The sequence below is a fragment of the Streptomyces sp. NBC_01775 genome (genome assembly GCF_035917675.1).
Taxonomy (GTDB): domain Bacteria; phylum Actinomycetota; class Actinomycetes; order Streptomycetales; family Streptomycetaceae; genus Streptomyces.
In genome coordinates, this window is the sequence record NZ_CP109104.1 from 3,305,416 (window position 1) to 3,323,462 (window position 18,047).

An 18,047-nucleotide genomic window follows, 5' to 3' on the forward strand; every position below is an offset into this window, starting at 1 on the left:
CGAGGGCCGCCCCGACCTCTCCGGTCGGGGCGGCCCTCTCGCGCTTCAAGGGCCGGACGGGCCGAGGTGGCCCCCGCGCCCGTAGGGCCTACTCCCCCAGGCGCCGCACGGCCGCGCTGACGCGCTCGTCGGTGGCCGTGAGCGCGACGCGGACGAAGCGCTCGCCCGCCGGGCCGTAGAAGTCGCCGGGCGCGACGAGGATGCCGCGCTTGGACAGGTCGGAGACCGTGTCCCAGCACGACTCGTCCCGCGTCGCCCACAGGTACAGCGACGCCTCGCTGTGCTCGATACGGAAGCCGGCGGCCTCCAGCGCGCCGCGCAGCGCCGTGCGCCGCGCGGTGTAGCGCGCGCGCTGCTCGGCGACGTGCACGTCGTCGCCCAGCGCGGCGACGGTGGCCGCCTGGACGGGCGCAGGGGTGATCATGCCGCCGTGCTTGCGGATGTGGAGCAGGTCGCCCAGGACGTCGGCGTCGCCCGCGATGAAGGCGGCGCGGTATCCGGCGAGGTTGGAGCGCTTGGAGAGCGAGTGGACGGCCACCACGCCCTCGTAGGAGCCGCCGCACACCCGCGGGTCCAGCACGGAGACGGGCTCGGTCTCCCAGCCCAGCTCCAGGTAGCACTCGTCGCTGAGGACGAGGATGCCGTGCTCGCGGGCCCAGGCGACGACGCGCCGCAGCTCGTCCAGGCCCAGCACCTTGCCCGTCGGGTTGGACGGGGAATTGAGCCACAGCAGCTTCAGGCCCGCGGGGTCCAGCTCCGTCGGGTCGTCGTAGGCGAGGTACTCCGCACCGGCGAGCCGCGCCCCCACCTCGTAGGTCGGGTAGGCGAGCCGGGGGAAGGCCACCCGGTCGCCCGCACCGAGGCCGAGCTGGGTCGGCAGCCAGGCCACCAGCTCCTTGGAGCCGACGACCGGCAGCACGTTGCGGTGCTCGATCCCGCGCGCCCCCAGGCGGCGCTCGCACCATCCGGTGATGGCGTCCCGCAGCTCCTTGGTGCCCCACACCGTGGGATAGCCGGGGCTGTCCGCCGCGTCGGTCAGCGCGCGCTGGACGAGTGCGGGAACGGGGTCCACGGGAGTGCCGACGGACAGGTCCACGATGCCGTCGGGGTGTGCGGCGGCAGTGGTCTTGTACGGCTCGAGCCGGTCCCAGGGGAAGGCGGGGAGCCGGTCGGAGACGGAGGGCACGATGGGGCTCACTTTCTTCTGCTGCCGGCTGGACGGCGGCTGTGCCGCGCAGCCGGATGACTCGGAAGCAGCGGGTCGCGCTGAAAACGGCGCAGTCCCGTGCGGCGGACGCGTGGACCGCCGCACGGGACTGCGCACCAGCTCCGCCGGCCTGGCGCGGTGGGCTGCCGCCCGGCCTGGGGGCTGCCACCCGGCCTAGGGGCGCGGAATCACTCGTCGTGTTCCTGCGGCGGGAGAGCGGCGATGACAGGGTGGTCCTTCTCGATCAGGCCCAGCTTGCTGGCACCACCGGGCGAACCGAGGTCGTCGAAGAACTCGACGTTCGCCTTGTAGTAGTCCTTCCACTCCTCGGGAGTGTCATCCTCGTAGAAGATGGCCTCGACCGGGCAGACCGGCTCGCAGGCTCCACAGTCGACGCATTCATCCGGGTGGATGTACAAGGACCGCTGGCCCTCGTAGATGCAGTCGACGGGGCACTCCTCGATGCAGGCCTTGTCCTTCAGGTCGACACAAGGCTCCGCGATGACGTAAGTCACGCTGTCGTTCCTCCTCGGTAGGGCTGGCGGGCCGGTGTCCGGCACCACCACTGAGCGCGCGGGAGCGCTGCTTCGCTTCGGACGGCGGCCGATGCCCGCATCTAGTATCTCCGTTCCCGGCCACAAGACGAACAGGAGGGGCGGATACAGCTGTGGAATTCACCACGGGCGGACGCTTGGAGGTCCGTATCACCGCTTCCGACGTGGGAGAACGCGTCTCTGTACGCTCGCTGACGGCCGCTGGAGAGCGGCTCGGGCGGTTCACGGACACGGTCGGCATTCTCACATCGTGGACCGGTGGCGTGCTCGGAATCACCCGGCGCGATGGTGAGCACGTCGAGATCGAGGAGGCGTCGATGGTCGCTGGAAAGGTCGTGCCCCGCACCCCGGCTCGCAGGAGAGGAATCCCCTCGGCGAGCGTGCCGGAGCTGATGGCGGTGGGGGCCCGGGGGTGGCCGGCGGCGGAGACCGGACGACTGGGCGAGTGGACGCTGCGCGCCTCCGGAGGCTTCACGGCGCGGGCGAACTCCCTCCTCCCGCTGGGCGACCCCGGCATACCGCTCGCCGAGGCGATCGGCCAGGTGGTGCGCTGGTACGAGGATCGCGGGCTGCCGCCGCGCGTGCAGCTCGTACCGGAGGAGCACGCGCTGCTCGAACGGGAGTTGGCCGGGCGTGGCTGGACGGCGGAGCGGCACGCGGTGATTCGGGTCGGCGCGCTCGCGCCGCTGGCGGACCGCGCACCGGATGAACGGGTCACCCTGAGCCGCGTACCGGATGAAGCGTGGCTCTCGCGGTACAACCGCGCCGACGGCGACGGTGACGGGCTGCCGGAAGCGGCTTGGCGGGTGCTCGCGGGCGGGCCCTCGGTGTGGTTCGCGACCGTGGCGGGCGGACAGCCGGGCGGCGGGGAGGCGAAGCCCGCGGCGATCGGCCGCTGTGTGGTGGACGGCCGGTGGGCCGGGTTCGCCGCCATAGAGGTCGCCCCGGAGCGGCGCGGGGAAGGACTCGCGTCGGCGGTGATGACCGAGCTCTCCCGCCGGGCATTGGAGGAAGGGGCCTCGGCGGCCTACCTCCAGGTCGAGCGCGACAACGGCCCGGCACGCGCGCTCTACGACAAGCTGGGCTTCGCCGACCACCACGCGTACCACTACCTCCGCGCCCCGCAGGACTGACGTGGGCGGGGCGGACGAGAACGACGGGACGGATGAGACCGGCGGGACCGGCGGAAGCGACGGGACCGGCGGAAGCGGTGGTACGGGCGGAAGCGGCGGCGGCCCCGCCGGTGAGGGCCGGGGTCCCGGAGGGCCGCCGGGCGGCAACAGACAGCGCTTCGCCGAGGCGGCCCGCGAGGGGCGCCCCGACCTCGCCCTGCTGTGCCTGCTCATCGGCGTGGAGGCCGAGGAGGCGGCCGGCCGCGAAGGGCGGCGGGGGAGCGGCGGCCAGGACGCGGCGGACGCCCTCGTTGACGGCGCCCAGGCCGAACTGGACCGGCTGACCGGGCAGTTGCCGTACGAGCGGGGCCGCTCCCCCGAGCAGTGGGTGCGGGCGCTGGAGCGGCTGCTGGGCCAGGAGCACGGCTTCGCCGGGGCTCCGGCGGACTACCAGCGGCTGGACTCCTCCTTGCTGCACGCCGTCCTGCGCAGACGGCGCGGGCTGCCCATCGTGCTGTCGGTGGTGTGGATGGAGGTGGCCAGGCGCGCGGGTGCGCCGGTGTACGGGGTGGCGCTGCCGGGGCACTTCGTCGTCGGCTTCGGCGACCCGTCCGGCGACTTCGTGCTGGCCGACCCCTTCAACGGCGGCAAGCCGCTGTCTCCGGAGGAGACGGAGGTCCTCGTCGCCGGGGCGACCGGCGGGCGGGCGCATGTCTCGGACGCGGCGCTCCAGCCGGCCGGACCGCTGGAGATGGTGCTGCGGATCCTGAACAACATCAGGGCCTGGGCCGGCGACCGTCCCGAGCAGTCCGGCGTGCGCCTGTGGGCCGTCGAGCTGTCGCTGCTGCTGCCCCACCACCCGGGGCGGCTGCGCCTGGAGCGGGCCCAGCTGCTGGTGGAGCACGGCGACTTCGTCGCCGGGGCGCGCGAGATGGAGGAGTACGCGGACGTGGTCGCCACGATGGAGCCCAACGCGGCGGAGAACATCCGCAGAGGGGCCCGCGCGGCCCGGGCGCGGCTGAACTGAGCGGGGGCGGACGGGCCGGTCGTCCGCCTGCCGCTACAGCGGGAAGGTGCCGGTGCCGCCGGTCTCCCCGGCACCGGTGCGCCGGGGCGACCGGGCCCGTGCGGTACCGCTACAGCCAGCCCTTGTCGCGGGCGATGCGGACCGCCTCGGCCCGGTTGCGCGCTCCGGTCTTCTGGATGGCCGCGGACAGGTAGTTGCGTACCGTGCCGTGGGACAGGTGTATGGCGGAGGCGATCTCGGTGTTGCCCGCGCCCTCGGAGGCGGCGCTCAGCACGTCGCGCTCCCGGTCGGTCAGCGGGCTGGCTCCCTCGGCAAGGGCGGCTGCGGCCAGCGTCGGGTCGATCACGCGCTCGCCCGCCAGGACCCGGCGTACCGCCTCGGCGAGCTGGGCGGCGGGCGAGTCCTTCACGAGGAAGGCGTCGGCACCCGACTCCATGGCCCTGCGCAGATAGCCGGGCCTGCCGAAGGTGGTGAGGATGACGACCTTCAGGCCGGGGTGCTCGGCGCGCAGCCGGGCGAGCGCGTCGAGCCCGGAGAGGCCGGGCATCTCGATGTCGAGGAGCGCCACGTCCGGCTGGTGGGCCGCGACGGCGTCGAGCACCTCGTCGCCCCTGCCCACCTGGGCGGTCACTTCCATGTCCGGTTCGAGGCCCAGCAGGGCGGCGAGGGCCTCACGGACCATGGCCTGGTCCTCGGCGAGCAGCAGTCGGGTCACGGCCTCAGGCTACTGAGGACACGGTGGCCCGCAGCGTGAAGCCCCCGCGTAGGCCCGCCGAGGTCTCCAACGTGCCGTCGGCGAGCGCCAGTCGCTCCCGCAGCCCGCTGAGCCCGTTGCCCTCGCCCTTCCCCGAGGGGCCCGTGCCGTTGTCGGTGACCGTGAGGCAGACGGCGGAGTCGGCGGAGTCGGCCCGTGGGCTCAGCGTCACCGTGCAGTGCGTCGCGCCGCTGTGCCGTACGACGTTGGTGACGGCCTCGCGCAGCGCCCAGGCCAGCGCCGCCTCCCGCTCGGGCGGGAGGCCCAGGGGCGCGGGCGGGGGCGGCGCGTCGGTGGTCTCGTCGCGGTGCTCGCCGGGACCGGCCGGGAGCCGGGGGGCGAACTGCGGGACCTCGGCGGTGATCCCGGCGGCGAGCAGGGCCGTGCGCGCTCCGGCGAGTTCGACGGCCAGGGTGGGGCGGCGGTATCCGCCGACGGCCTCGCGTACGTCCACGAGGGCCTGTCTGCTGACCCGTTCGATGTCGGCCACCTGCTCGGCGGCCTGTACCGGCTGTTCGGGCAGCATCCGGCCGGCCAGCTCGCTCTTGAGGGTGATCAGCGAGAGGGAGTGGCCGAGCAGGTCGTGCAGGTCGCGGGCGAGACGCAGCCGCTCCTCGTTGGCCGCCAGCCGCGCCACGGCGGCCCTGGCCTCGCGCAGCTCGCGCAGCGTACGGATGGTCTTGCGGGCCGACATCAGGGCGAAGCCGCCGAGCACGGCGGGGATCACGAACGAGGTCCACACGCCCCACCACGGGCGGGTGCCGAAGCCGGTGCCCAGGAGCGCGAGGGAGACCACCGCGACCGCCATCGCGAAGACGGCCTGGCGGACCGGGAGCACGGCGCCGGAGGCGACCGTGAAGTACACGAACAGCACCAGCCACGCCTCCCCCGCCGTGCAGGAGAGAAGGACGGCGAGCAGGTAGAGCAGGGCCAGTACGCTCTGGACGGTTCTGCTCGGCAGGGGCTCGCGGGTGTGACGGAAGACGAGCAGGACGTATGTGGTGACGAACACGGCGAGCCCGAGGGCTGCCCCGGCCACGGCGGGCCCGGAGTGCCCCCCGGACCACAGGTCGCGCAGGGGGGCGCCGAGGAAGACCATCCAGACCGTGATCATGACGGCCTTGGAGATCTTCTGCCGCCGGGTCTGCGGGACCTCCCCGACGAGCGGTACGTCCTCCGGGCCGCTCGGCCACCGGACGGCGGACCGCGCCTCGGGCGCGTCCTCCTGCCGGGTGTCTGCCATGGCCAGGCTCCTTACGTCCTGCGTGCTCGTGCGATTCATGCCTTGCGGGTGTCCTTGCGGTAGAACCAGGCGGCGGCCCCGGCGAAGAGCACGAGGTAACCCAACAGCAGCCCGGCGTCCCGCAAATGGGGCGCGTCGCCCACCTCGACGGCCTGGCCCAGCGCCGTGTAGGCGTGGGTGGGCAGCCACTCGCCGATGTCCTGGACCCACCCTGGCAGGCTCGACATCGGCAGCCACAGCCCGCCCATGAACGCCAGGCCGAAGTAGAACAGCATCGTGATCGGCCGTACGGCGTCGCCCGTCGCAAGGTATCCGATGGCCACGCCCAGCGCGGCGAACACGAAGCTGCCCGCCCACGAGCACAGCGCGATGGCGGCCCACTGCCACGCGTCCAGACGTACGCCCATCACCAGGGCCCCGGTGAGCAGCACCAGCAGGATCGAGGGGAGGCTGACGGTCGCGGCCGAGGCGATCTTCGCGGTGACGTAGCCCCGGCCGGGCAGCGCGGTCAGTCGCAACTGGCGCACCCAGCCTCGCTCGCGCTCCTTGGCGATGCGCTCGCTGTTGCCCATCAGGACGGCGGTCATGGCACCGAACGCCGCCATGGCGACCATGTAGTAGAGCGCCAGGCCGACGGGGAGGCCGGGCATGTTGGTGTCGTCGCCGCGGCCCGCGATGAGCACGTAGAGGACGGGCGGGTAGATCACCGAGAAGAACATGAACTTCCGGTTGCGCAGGGACCGCAGGATCTCCAGCTTGATCAGGGTATTCACTTCGCTGTCGCCTTCCGGTGGGAGGAGTGGACGGGGGTGCCGGGGGTGCCAGAGGTGCCGGACGCGTCGTCGGCGCTCCGCTGTTCCGCGCGCTGTGTGAGGGTGAGGAACGCCTGTTCAAGGCCGAGCCCGGTGACCTCCAGGTCCCTTGGCCAGAGGCCCAGTTGGTAGAGGGCGTGCACCGTGGCGTCGGCGTCGGCCGAGCGCACCCGTACGGCGCTCCCGGCCAGCTCGATCTCGCTCACGCCGGGCAGCCCGCGCAAAGCGGCCTCCAGGCGGCCGTCGGGCACCGTGCCCAGGGAGAAGCTGATCCGGCGCGCGCCGGCCATGGCCTTGATGTCGGCCGCGCTGCCGTCGGCCAGCAGCCGTCCCCGGTGCATCACGAGCACGCGGTCGGCGACCTCGTCGGCCTCTTCCAGGTAGTGCGTGGCGAACAGCACGGTGCGGCCCTGTGCCGCCTGGGCGCGCATGGCCGACCAGAAGTCCCGGCGGGCCGAGACGTCCATGCCGGTGGTGGGCTCGTCCAGCACGATCAGGTCACAGGCGCCCGCGGTGGCCAGGGCGAAGCGGACACGCTGCTCCTGCCCTCCGGACAGCTTGCCCACCATCCGGTCGGCGATCTCCGTGATCCCCGCCTCTTCCAGCACGTGCTCGGTGGGGTAGCCACGCGGGTGCAGGTCGCAGGCGAGGGCGACCAGCTCGCGCACCCGCACCCCGTCCATCAGCCCGCCGGACTGGAGCATGGCGCCCACCCGCCCGTCGGTGACCGCCTGGCGCGGCGAGGTGCCGAAGAGCCGGACGCTGCCGCCCGGGTCGGGGTTGCGCAGCCCGAGGAGCAGGTCGAGCGTGGTGGACTTGCCGGCTCCGTTGGGGCCGAGCAGTGCGACGGTCTCGCCCGGGTGCAGGGTGACGCTGAGGCCGGAGAGCGCCTTGACGGTGCCGTAGGTCTTTCCGGCGTCCGCGAACTCCACGGCCGGTGCCGGGGAAGCGGTGAAGTGGCTCGATGTCATGCACCAAGCCTCGCCGTGAGGGGGGTGTCCCGGGCAGTGTCGCCGGTCGTGACCTGCGGCTGACAGATGTCATACGGCGCGCATGACACCCGGGCACCCGGACGGGGCGCCCCGGGAAAGCACGAGGGCCCCGGACAGCACGAGGGCGCCCCCGCCATGCGTGGCGGGGGCGCCCCGGGGTGTGCGGTCCGGCAGGAGACCGGGGGTCAGCCCGAGTGGGATCCGGGGACCTTGGCGACGCGTTCGCCCGGTTTCGGGGGCGCCTTCTTGCGGAGGGCCTGGATCATCGCGGAGGCCGCGTGCTGCGGGGTCATCCTGACCTTGCCCGCGCCGCCGTCGACCACGACGCCGTCGAACGCCGAGCCGTACGTCGCCTTCAGCGCGACGGGGTCGATGACCGGCTGGAGCGAGCCGCCGCCCGCGCGCATCGTCAGGAACTTGCCCATGGTCTTCTGGCTGAACGGCACCTTCACATCGCCCGCCTCCAGCCACACCCAGCCGGACATGGCGGTGCGGCCGAAACCGTTCACCGCCGTCTTCAGCTCGGCGTCGCCGATCTTGGGCTGCTGGAGGGTGACGGGCAGCGTCACGGGCTTGTTCGAGCCCGAGACGGCGCGCCGCTTGTACGCCTTCTCCAGCGTCGAGGAGGACTTGGCCGTGTCGACGCCCTTGTGCGGCTTGCCCTTGACCGCGACGGCCCTGCCGTTCACGAACTTGACCATGCCGTCCGAGGGGCTGCTGCCCCGGCCCCCCGCACCCGCGGCGACGCGGGAGAGTGCCGACTCCATCTTGGCCTTGTCCACCTTCACGGCGGGCTCGGCCGTGCGGCGGACGTCGAAGAGGGAGCCTATGACGGAGACCGGGTTGTAGTCCCGCCCGGCGGCGTTGCGGACGGTGGCCTCGGTGTCGAACGTCAGCCCGGCCACGCTCGGCTTCAACTCGGCCTGCTTACCGGCCGCGACGACCTTGAAGGGCTCGGTCGTGCGCTTGCCGAGGCTGTCGTCCATCTTCTTGACGGCCTCGTGCTTGCTCAGTCCGCCGATCTCGACGCCGAGGACGGTGGTGTTCTTGGGAACGTCGGCATGGTCGAGCAGCAGCCCGGTGCCGTACGCGACGCCACACACGCCGACGACGGCGACACCGGCCAGGACCAGCTTGGAGCGCCCGCCCTTCTTCTTGGCCTTGCCCGCCTTCGCCTGCTTGCCCTTGCCGCTCTTGGGCGCGGCGGGGGCCGGTTCGGGCGTCGGGTGCGGGACGCCGCTGACGACGGTCTCGCTCGCCAGCCGCTGTTCGCCGCCCCCGGCTCCGGGAGCACCCGGGCCCGCCGGGTCTCCGGTGCCGTAGATGGCGGTGCCCACGCCGTCCGGCGCGAAGGGCGCGGGGCCGGTGCCCAGGCCGAGGGTCGAGTGCGCGGCGGGGGGTCCACCGCCGGGAGCGCCGGGCACAACGGGCGTGCCGGCGGGGGGAGTTCCGCCCGGTCCGGCCGCCGGACCCGCCGCCGGGTCCTGACCCGGTGCGGGGGCCGGGGTCCCCAGCGGTCCCGGCGCACCGCCGGGAACGCCAGGGGCGCCGGGCACCGGAGGCACGGGCATGTCGCCGCTCGCGGGCCCCGTCGTCGGTCCGCTGGGCGCCCCGCCCGCCGGGCCGCCGCCCAGGCCCACCGAGGGGTCGAGCAGCGGAAGGCCCTCGGCGGGCGTGTCCGTGGGGCCACCCGCGCCGGGGAACGGCATCTCGCCCGTCGAACCCGGTCCGGACTCGGCGTCGGGCCGGCGCCGCTCGTCCACTTCGTCTATGCCCGAGCGCGGGCGCGGCTCGGCCGGGCGCGGCTCGGTGAAGTACGGCAGGTCGCCCCGCTCGTTCCCCGAACCGCCCGTACCGCTCGCGCCACCGGAGGGTGCGGGGGGCGGCGTGGCACCGGAGGAGGCACCGGACCCGCTCTTGGGCGACTTGCGCGGCGCGAACCAGTCGCTGGTCTCCTGGGTGAACTCGCCCGTCCTGGACGGGTCCTCCGGGCTCTCACCGCTCCCGGAGCCCGACGCCGTCGCGGCGGCCGGCGCGACGCCGGAGGCACCGGCCGGGCCGGGCGCCTGCGGGACACCACCCGGACCCATGGGAGGGGGCACCGCGGGGCCACCGGCACGGGTGCGCGCCTCCTCGGCGGGCGAGGGCGCCCCGGCGCCCGGCACCTCTCCCGGGCCGGCCCCCGCGCTCTTGGGGCCGGAAGTCTTCCTGGGGCCGGCGTTGGCCCCGTCGGACGCGGCGGCTCCGTCGTCGTCGCCCACCGGTGTCCGCATCACCACGGGCGGAATGGGCCGCGAGCCGGGGATGTTGATGCGGATGCGGGTGGTGAGCGTCGTCTCGGTCCTCGGCTCGTCCGCCTTCGCCCCCGCCTCCGGCTCGGCACCCTGGCCGGCCGGGTCTGCGCCGGCGCCGGAGGTGCCGTACGGATCGGTCCCGGAAGGGTACGGGGAACCGCCGCGCCTCTTGGGCCCGGAGGACGAACTGTCAGTTTCACGACTCAAAGCAGGTACTCCCGGATGGATTCGCCGTCTTCATGATGGCCCGAAGGCGGCTCGCCGGCGCGCACCACAATACTGGGGGCACGGGACACCGGCTCCGGGACCACCGAATCGCCCAGTAACAGCCCTCTCAGCGGTATTTGTTCGCTGACACAGGGGGCGCGGGCAGCGCGATCGTGGTACACATCACAGCCGCGAGGAGCCCGCCGAACAGATAGATGTACGAGGGGATCCCCGCGCCGAAGAGAAAGTCCCCCTCCGGCCGCGAGGTGGTCATCAGCATCACCGCGACCGCCCATCCCGCCCCCGGCGCCGCGGCTCCCACCTTCGTACGGCACAGCTTGGCACCGCCGTGGAAGAGGCCGACGGCGGCGGCGAGCGCGACCAGCAGCCCGAGCGGGAACCACGCGGCCTGCAACAGGGTGCCGGCCACGCCGGTCAGCACGCCGAGCACGGCCAGCCCGGCATAGACCGCGGCCCGCGCTCCGGTGGCCACGGGGTAGGCGCCCCAGTCGGCCGCGCCCTGACTCGGGGCGCTCATCCGCTCACTCCGAGGAAGAGATCGTCGGCGGCGTCGGCGGCTCCGACGCCGGCCGAGCCCGCCGCCCGGTCAGCGCGCTGGAAGAACTCCAGGCCGGTCAGCGGCTGGCCGAGCCCGTTGGAGAGCGCGAAGAAGTCACCCCGTGAGGTCTCCCTCACGGAGATTTGGGTCTCGTGTGCCGCCATCGCCGTCGCCTTCGTCTTCTCGTACGCCCGGGCGTCCACGGTGACATCGACGGCGGTCGCGCTGTCCACCACCCCCGGGACATCGTCGGGCGCGGCGAAGCCCGTATCGCCTGTGAAGCCCGGAAAGGGAAAGACCTCCCCCGCCCCGGCGGCGGCCCGCAGCCGGGTGAAGCCCTCATCGAGGACGGGGCGCGGGACGATGTTCCAGTAGACGCGCTCGACGTGGTGCGGCTCGGCCGGGGCGCCGTCCGTCGCACGGCCCTCGCGACCGGCCAGTTCCACGGCGCGGGTGGCCACGCGGTGGGCCTGGATGTGGTCCGGGTGGCCGTATCCGCCGTCGGGGCGGTAGGTGACGAGCACCTGGGGGCGCACCTCGCGGATCACCTCGGCCAGCAGCTCACCCGCCTCGTCCACGTCCGCCCGCCAGAAGCAGCCGGGACGGTCGTTCTGCGGGGCGCCCATCATGCCCGAGTCGCGGTAGCGGCCGGGCCCGCCCAGGAAGCGGTGGTCGCGCACGCCCAGCGCGCGCATGGCGGCGGCCAGTTCGCCGGCGCGGTACGGGCCGAGGGTGTCGTCCCGGTCGGGCGCCAGCCGGGCCAGCGCCGCCGGGATCACCTCGCCCTCCTCACCCTGGGTGCAGGTGACGAGGGTGACGTGGGCGCCCTCCGCCGCGTACTTGGCCATGGTGGCGCCCGTGGTGATGGACTCGTCGTCCGGGTGGGCGTGCACCAGCAGCAGACGGCGCCCAGGGGCGGCCGGTGATCCGGGGGCAGCCCCCCGGGGAAACGCAGCGCTCATGCCCCTGAGCCTACGGTGCGGGCCCGCGTGCGGGCCCGCACGTCAGAACTTGATGCCGCCGATCATCCCGGCGACATTCGTGGTCAGCTCGTTGATCGTGGGCGCGATCGACGAACTGGCCAGGTAGAAGCCCAACAGGATGCAGACCACCGCGTGCCCGCCCTTCAGCCCGGATTTCTTCACGAGCAGGAAGACGATGACAGCCAGCAGCACCACCGCCGAAATCGAGAGTGCCACGGCGGTTCACCTCCAAGTACGCGCGGTTGGTACGGGATCTGATCGGTCACACGAGTCAGCCGGCTCGCTCCGGCATGGAGGAGCCACCGGCTTCATACCCAGCACCCACCATGCGCAACGGATCATAATTATCCGCGCGACCGCACGGGTCGGTGCACAGGTGCAGAGGAGGGGCGCATATTCAGTTCCAGCCAACTGCACACGACCTGACCATCGTCCCGCACCCGGACCCGAAGGGGATCACAGCCGGACTCAAGGGCAAGTACGGTCAGCCGCATGGCTACGACTTTCCCCCAGCAGCACGCGCGTACCCACAGATTCACACTTGGAGCTCCGCGGTCCTTCACCGTGGCCCCAGACGGCACACGCGTCGCTTTCCTGCGCTCCCGTGGTGGCACTGACCTGGCACATCTCCTCTGGGTGAGGGATGTGGCAGAGGGCACGGAGCGCATCGCGGCCGATCCTCGCGCGCTGTTGGGAGGGGCCGAGGAGGAGCTGTCGCCCGAGGAGCGCGCGCGGCGCGAGCGCAGCCGGGAGGGCACGGCCGGGGTGGTCGGATATGCCACCGACAGTTCCGTGGAGATGGCCGCTTTCGCTCTTTCGGGACGGCTGTTCACCGCTGAGCTGCGCGCGGGGACGGCCCGCGAGCTGGCCACGCCGACCCCCGTGGTGGACCCGCGGCCTGCCCCGGACGGGCGACACATCGCCTACGTGTCAGGGGGCACCCTGCGGGTGATCGCCGCCTCCGACGACGGTTCCGGCGGCAGCGACCGGGCCCTCACCGAGTCCGGGCCGGACACGGTGACCTGGGGGCTCGCGGAGTTCATCGCCGCGGAGGAGATGTCCAGGACCCGCGGGTTCTGGTGGTCGCCCGACTCGGACCGGCTGCTGGTCGCCCGGGTGGACGACGCGCCCGTCGCGCGCTGGTGGATCGCCGATCCGGCCCACCCCGAAAGCGAGCCGGCCCGGGTGGCCTACCCGGCGGCCGGAACCGGGAATGCCGAGGTCACACTGCATTTCGTCGACCTCGACGGGTCCCGCACCGAGGTCTCCTGGGACCGGGAGCGCTACCCGTATCTCGCCCGCGTGCACTGGTCGTCCTACGGCCCTCCGCTGCTGCTGGTACAGAGCCGGGACCAGCGGGAGGCCGCGTATCTGACGGTGGACACGGGCAGCGGTGCGACTTCCGTCACACTCACCGAGAAAGATCCAATCTGGCTAGAACTCTTCGGCGGCGTACCCGCCTGGGCACCGGACGGAAGCCTCGTCCGGATGACGGACGGGGAAGGGGCCGTTGGGGAAAGCACGCCGGACGGTGAGGGCGCACGGGTGCTCATGGCGGGCGCACGGCGGCTCACCTCTTCCGGCCTGCACGTACGGGCCGTTTTGGACATCGGCGACGAAGACGTCCTCTTCTCCGCCTCCGAGGGCGAGACCTCCGGCCGCGTCGCGCCCGGCGATGTGGGGGTCTACCAAGTGCCGCTGGCGGGCGGCGAGCCCGTACGCCTCGCGACGGAGGAGGGCCCGCACGTGGCCTCGGCCGCACGGGGCGGCGGCACGCTCGTGCTGTCCTCCGCGACCCTGGAGCGACCCGGCTCGCGTGCGGTCGTGCTGCGGCAGGCGACCCCCACAGCGGACACAGTGGACGCAGAAACCACAGAGGGCACAGCAGGCACAGCAGGCGCAGAAAGCGCAGCCGGGGAACGGCACAGGGGACTGGAGCAGGCCGGAGTGATCGCCTCCGGCGCCGAGACGCCCGTGCTCGCGACCGCGCCCCGGCTGCTGCACACCGGGCGGCGCCGTATCCCGGCCGCCGTGGTGCTGCCCAGCGGGTACCGCGAAGGGGACGGTCCGCTTCCGGTGCTGATGGACCCCTACGGCGGGCCGCACGGGCAGCGGGTCGTGGCCGCGCACAACGCGCATCTGACGGCGCAGTGGTTCGCCGACCAGGGCTTCGCCGTCGTCGCCGCCGACGGGCGCGGCACGCCTGGATACTCGCCGGGCTGGGAGAAGGCCGTCCACCACGATCTGGCCCACGTCACCCTGGACGACCAGGTCGAGGCACTGCACTCGCTCGCGGACAGCTTCCCGCTGGACCTGACCCGGGTGGGCATCCGCGGCTGGTCCTACGGCGGCTACCTCTCAGCGCTGGCGGTGCTGCGCCGTCCCGACGTCTTCCACGCGGCGGTCGCGGGCGCCCCGGTGACGGACTGGCGGCTGTATGACACGCACTACACGGAGCGGTACTGCGGCACTCCGCAGGACGGCCCGGCCGTGTACGCGGAGGCGTCACTGGTCACCGATGAGGGGCTGTCCGGCGTGGCCGAGGACGGTCCTCACCGGCCGCTGATGATCATTCACGGGCTCGCCGACGACAACGTCGTGGTCGCGCACGCGCTGCGGCTGTCCTCCGCGCTGCTGGCGGCCGGACGCGGCCATGAGGTGCTGCCGCTCTCGGGCGTCACCCACATGGCCAGCGGGCCGCAGGTCGCGGAGAACCTGCTCCTGCTGCAAGTGGGCTTCCTGAAGCGGTCGTTGGGGATCGGCTGAGGCAGGCCGGACAGCAAGGTGAGGCCGTCTCCCGGCTGAGGGCATGTCCCGGCTGAGGGCCCCCGCGCTGGGCGTCCCCCTCCCCCAGGACGCCGCCACGGCCCTCGCTGTCGCTGAGGGCCGTGGCGGCGGAGAAGGGGCAGGGCGGGGGCTCAGCTCGTCTTCGCCGTCTCCCCCGGGGCGTCCTCCATGGCGCGCAGCGCGGTGTCCAGGATGATGTCCTCGCGGCGCGCCGCGGCGGCCGTCGTGGGCTCCTCGGGGAAGTGGCAGGCCGTCAGGTGCCCCTCGGTGTTCCCGGGGATCTGCACCAGCGGCGGCTCTTCCTTGGCGCACTTGTCCTGCGCCTTCCAGCAGCGGGTGCGGAAGCGGCAGCCCGACGGCGGGTTGATCGGTGAGGGCACGTCGCCCGCCAGCCGGATGCGCTCCTTGGCGCCGCCGCCCTGCTGGCCCCTGACCTCTTCCTCCGGCTCGTCCGACAGCAGCACCGCCTCCGGCACGGCCGACAGCAGCGCGTGGGTGTAGGGGTGGCGGGGACGGTTGTAGATGGCGTCCCGCTCACCGACCTCCACGATCTTGCCGAGGTACATCACCGCGACCCGCTCGGAGAAGTGCCGCACGATGGCCAGGTCGTGCGCGATGAAGACGAAGGCGATGCCCATCTCGCGCTGCACCTCCTGGAGGAGGTTGACGACCTGCGCCTGGATGGAGACGTCCAGCGCGGAGACCGGCTCGTCGGCCACGATCAGCTTCGGCTCCAGCGCCAGGGCCCGCGCGACGCCGATGCGCTGGCGCTGGCCGCCGGAGAACTCGTGCGGGAAGCGGTTGTAGTGCTCGGGGTTGAGGCCGACGGTCTCCAGCAGCTCCCGGATGCGCTTCTCGCGCCCGCCGGCCGGGTTGATGCCGTTGACCTCCATGGGGCCGCCGATGATGGAGCCGACGGTCTGGCGCGGGTTCAGCGACGAGTACGGGTCCTGGAAGATCATCTGGATCTCGGAGCGGACCGGCGACATCTGCTTGCGGTTGGCGTAGGTGATGTCCTGCCCCGCGTAGGTGATCTTTCCGCCCGTGGGCTCCAGCAGCCGGGTCAGCAGCCGGCCGGTGGTGGACTTGCCGCAGCCGGACTCGCCCACCAGTCCGAAGCTTTCCCCCGCGTGGACGGTCAGGTCGATACCGGAGACGGCCTGGACCTCTCCCACCTTCCGTTTGAAGGGGAAGCCCCCCATGATCGGAAAGTGTTTGGCCAGGTTCTCCGCCCTCAGCAGGGGTTCGCCCGTACGCCCTGCGGACGTGCTGTCCGCCGCGTCGTCGCCCGGCTTGGTCAGGGTGAGGTCATCGCTCATTGGTCTGTTTCTCCCTCTGCCTGTCCTAGCTCAGCCTGGGCTTGATCTGCTCGACGAAGATCGTGCGCTTCTGCTCCGCCGTCAGATGGCAGGCGGCCCCGCGCCCGTCGGGCAGCGCCGGCCGGTCGCTGGAGCAGGACGTGCCGCTCGCCACCTCGTCCACGAACGTGCAGCGCGGGTGGAACGGGCAGCCGGGCGGCGGCGCGAGCAGGCTCGGCGGGGTGCCGTCGATCGGGGTGAGCGCCTCGTTGACGTCACCGGACAGCCTCGGCATCGAGGTGAGCAGGCCCCAGGTGTAGGGGTGCTGGGGGGCGCGCAGCACCTCACCGACGGTGCCGCGCTCGACGGCCCGGCCGCCGTACATCACCAGGATGTCGTCGGCGACGTTGGCGATCACGCCGAGGTCGTGGGTGATGAAGATGATCGCGGAGCCGAACTCCTGCTGGAGGTCCTTGAGCAGGTCGAGGATCTGGGCCTGCACGGTGACGTCCAGGGCCGTGGTCGGCTCGTCGGCGATCAGCAGGTCCGGGTTGCACACCAGCGCCATCGCGATCATGGCGCGCTGGCGCATGCCGCCGCTGAACTGGTGCGGATAGTCGTTGACCCGCGTCCTGGGGTTGGGGATGCCGACCTTGTCCAGCATCTCGATCGCGCGCAGATGGGCCTCGCGCTTGGAGACGCCCATGTGCTTGCGGTAGGGCTCGGCGATCTGGCGGCCGATGGTGTAGTAGGGCGAGAGCGCCGTCAGGGCGTCCTGGAAGATCATCGCCATCTTGTTGCCGCGCAGCGATTCCAGGGTCTTCTCGCGGGCCCCGGTGAGCTCCTGCCCGTCGAGCAGGATCTCGCCGGACACCTCGGTCGAGCGGGGGTTGTGCAGCCCGAGGATCGAGAGGTTGGTGACCGACTTGCCGGAGCCGGACTCGCCGACGATGCCGAGGGTCGAGCCGCGCTCCAGGTCGAAGGAGAGCCCGTCGACGGCCTTGACGGTGCCGTCCTCGGTGGCGAAGTGCACATACAGGTCGCGCACCGAGAGGAAGGGGTCTCCCTCGCCCGAGCCGCGCGGAGCCGGTACGTCCGCTTCCTTGGTCAGGGTGGTCATGGTGCCGGATCTCCTAGGACAGCCGCACGCGCGGGTCGATGAACGCGTAGGCGGCGTCCACGAGGATGTTGAAGAGGATGATGAAGGTGGCCGCGAAGAGCATCACACCCATCACCATGGGCAGGTCGGTGTTCTCCACCGAGTTGACCGCCAGCGTGCCCAGTCCCGGCAGCGAGAACGTCCACTCGGTGATCATCGCGCCGCCGAACAGAGAGCCCAGGTCGACGCCGAAGATGGTGACGATCGGGATGAGCGAGCCGCGCCAGGCGTAGCGGAAGAAGACGTACTTGCCTCCCATGCCCTTGGCGCGGGCCGTTCTGACGTGGTCCTCCTGGAGCTGCTCGATCATCGAAGACCTGGAGAGCCTGGTGTAGTTCGCGGTGAAGATGATCTGGACCACCATCCAGGGGATCAGCAGTCCCAGGAACCAGCCGACCGGATCCTCGGTGAGCGGCACGTACTTGGGCTGGTCCAGCAGTTCCATCTTGTAGACCACGAGCGCCAGTACGAGCGGGCCGATGAAGTAGATCTGCATCGAGCTGAGCACCAGAGAGGCGGAGCTGAAGAGCTTGTCGACCCAGGTGCCGCGATTGGCGGCGGCGATCATGCCGGATCCCAGTCCGATGACGAGGAAGACGATCGCCCCGCCGACGGTCAGCGAGACCGTGGTGGGGAAGCGGTCGACGATGGTCTCCCACACGGGGTCCTGGTTGGCGAAGGAGTACCCGAAGCAGGGGGCGGGACAGTCGCCCTGTGCGAAGGTGCGGCCGGCGAAGATGCCGATCATGAAGTTCCAGTACTGGACCGGAACGGGCGCGTCGATGCCCATGTTCTTGCGGATGACCGCCAGCGCGTCCGGCGTGCAGTTCTTGCCGCAGGCCAGCGTCGCCGGGTCCCGGGGGACGGCGTAGAAGAGAAAGAAGGTGACGGCGCTGATGATCAGCAGGATCACCACGGCGCCGAGTGACCGGCGGAGGAGAAATCGCAGCATGACGGAACGCAGCTCTCGGTGCGACAGCGGAATCGAGACGGGTGGGAAGCGGGCGGCGCCAGGCACGCGGGGTGCCCCGGGCGCCGGAGCCCGGGGGCCCGGGCCTG

General features: G+C 72.3%; 16 protein-coding genes. 3 read left to right on the forward strand and 13 right to left on the reverse strand.

Annotation, left to right across the window (positions count from 1 at the left end; all coding sequences use genetic code 11):
* Nucleotides 1-88: 88 nt before the first annotated feature.
* Together dapC and fdxA are read right to left on the reverse strand one after the other, a co-directional pair.
* Entirely contained in the window at nucleotides 89-1,186 is a 1,098-nt protein-coding gene (gene dapC, locus OHB04_RS14720) for a succinyldiaminopimelate transaminase (protein WP_326692745.1), read from the reverse strand.
* A gap of 209 nt (nucleotides 1,187-1,395) precedes the next feature.
* Complete coding sequence (gene fdxA / locus OHB04_RS14725) at nucleotides 1,396-1,722, reverse strand: ferredoxin (RefSeq protein WP_165238354.1); 327 nt, start codon at nucleotides 1,720-1,722, stop codon at nucleotides 1,396-1,398.
* A gap of 152 nt (nucleotides 1,723-1,874) precedes the next feature.
* Here fdxA and OHB04_RS14730 point away from each other — a divergent pair, with 152 nt between their 5' ends.
* Nucleotides 1,875-2,894 carry a GNAT family N-acetyltransferase gene (locus OHB04_RS14730; RefSeq protein ID WP_326688135.1) on the forward strand — a complete coding sequence of 340 codons (1,020 nt, stop codon included), beginning with the start codon at nucleotides 1,875-1,877 and terminating at the stop codon, nucleotides 2,892-2,894.
* Nucleotide 2,895: 1 nt separating this feature from the next.
* Nucleotides 2,896-3,900, forward strand: coding sequence for a transglutaminase-like domain-containing protein (locus OHB04_RS14735; protein ID WP_326807583.1), 1,005 nt, complete (start codon nucleotides 2,896-2,898; stop codon nucleotides 3,898-3,900).
* Between the two features lie 109 nt (nucleotides 3,901-4,009).
* Here OHB04_RS14735 and OHB04_RS14740 read toward each other — a convergent pair whose 3' ends face one another.
* The 8 genes from OHB04_RS14740 to OHB04_RS14775 all read right to left on the reverse strand — a co-directional run bounded on the left by OHB04_RS14740 (nucleotide 4,010) and on the right by OHB04_RS14775 (nucleotide 11,960).
* On the reverse strand, nucleotides 4,010-4,582 hold the full coding sequence (locus tag OHB04_RS14740) for a response regulator transcription factor (RefSeq protein ID WP_326692746.1): 573 nt from the start codon (nucleotides 4,580-4,582) through the stop codon (nucleotides 4,010-4,012).
* A gap of 37 nt (nucleotides 4,583-4,619) precedes the next feature.
* Nucleotides 4,620-5,897, reverse strand: coding sequence for a sensor histidine kinase (locus tag OHB04_RS14745; protein WP_326807584.1), 1,278 nt, complete (start codon nucleotides 5,895-5,897; stop codon nucleotides 4,620-4,622).
* A 35-nt stretch (nucleotides 5,898-5,932) separates the two neighbouring features.
* On the reverse strand, nucleotides 5,933-6,670 hold the full coding sequence (locus OHB04_RS14750) for an ABC transporter permease (RefSeq protein WP_326688138.1): 738 nt from the start codon (nucleotides 6,668-6,670) through the stop codon (nucleotides 5,933-5,935).
* Nucleotides 6,667-7,680: an ABC transporter ATP-binding protein gene (locus tag OHB04_RS14755; protein WP_326807585.1), complete on the reverse strand. Its 1,014-nt coding sequence runs from the start codon at nucleotides 7,678-7,680 to the stop codon at nucleotides 6,667-6,669. Before OHB04_RS14755 ends, OHB04_RS14750 begins: the two co-directional genes overlap by 4 nt.
* A gap of 206 nt (nucleotides 7,681-7,886) precedes the next feature.
* A complete protein-coding gene (locus tag OHB04_RS14760) occupies nucleotides 7,887-10,202 on the reverse strand; it encodes a hypothetical protein (RefSeq protein ID WP_326807586.1) in 2,316 nt (771 codons plus the stop codon).
* 127 nt (nucleotides 10,203-10,329) lie between these two features.
* Nucleotides 10,330-10,740 (reverse strand): DUF6113 family protein, encoded by a 411-nt coding sequence (locus tag OHB04_RS14765; RefSeq protein ID WP_326688142.1) that lies wholly within the window; start codon nucleotides 10,738-10,740, stop codon nucleotides 10,330-10,332.
* Nucleotides 10,737-11,723 carry an N-acetyl-1-D-myo-inositol-2-amino-2-deoxy-alpha-D-glucopyranoside deacetylase gene (gene mshB / locus OHB04_RS14770; RefSeq protein ID WP_326807587.1) on the reverse strand — a complete coding sequence of 329 codons (987 nt, stop codon included), beginning with the start codon at nucleotides 11,721-11,723 and terminating at the stop codon, nucleotides 10,737-10,739. The genes OHB04_RS14765 and mshB overlap by 4 nt, the downstream gene beginning before the upstream one ends.
* A gap of 42 nt (nucleotides 11,724-11,765) precedes the next feature.
* Nucleotides 11,766-11,960: a hypothetical protein gene (locus OHB04_RS14775; protein ID WP_326688144.1), complete on the reverse strand. Its 195-nt coding sequence runs from the start codon at nucleotides 11,958-11,960 to the stop codon at nucleotides 11,766-11,768.
* Nucleotides 11,961-12,236: 276 nt separating this feature from the next.
* Here OHB04_RS14775 and OHB04_RS14780 point away from each other — a divergent pair, with 276 nt between their 5' ends.
* Entirely contained in the window at nucleotides 12,237-14,510 is a 2,274-nt protein-coding gene (locus tag OHB04_RS14780; protein ID WP_326807588.1) for a S9 family peptidase, read from the forward strand.
* Nucleotides 14,511-14,662: 152 nt separating this feature from the next.
* Here OHB04_RS14780 and OHB04_RS14785 read toward each other — a convergent pair whose 3' ends face one another.
* Genes OHB04_RS14785 through OHB04_RS14795 form a run of 3 tightly spaced genes read right to left on the reverse strand, consistent with a single transcriptional unit; the run spans nucleotide 14,663 to nucleotide 17,940 of the window.
* Nucleotides 14,663-15,850 carry an ABC transporter ATP-binding protein gene (locus OHB04_RS14785; protein WP_326688146.1) on the reverse strand — a complete coding sequence of 396 codons (1,188 nt, stop codon included), beginning with the start codon at nucleotides 15,848-15,850 and terminating at the stop codon, nucleotides 14,663-14,665.
* 25 nt (nucleotides 15,851-15,875) lie between these two features.
* Nucleotides 15,876-16,949: an ABC transporter ATP-binding protein gene (locus tag OHB04_RS14790; protein WP_326688147.1), complete on the reverse strand. Its 1,074-nt coding sequence runs from the start codon at nucleotides 16,947-16,949 to the stop codon at nucleotides 15,876-15,878.
* A gap of 13 nt (nucleotides 16,950-16,962) precedes the next feature.
* Nucleotides 16,963-17,940, reverse strand: a complete 978-nt coding sequence (locus tag OHB04_RS14795) for an ABC transporter permease (RefSeq protein ID WP_326688148.1) — start codon at nucleotides 17,938-17,940, stop codon at nucleotides 16,963-16,965.
* Nucleotides 17,941-18,047 lie beyond the last annotated feature (107 nt).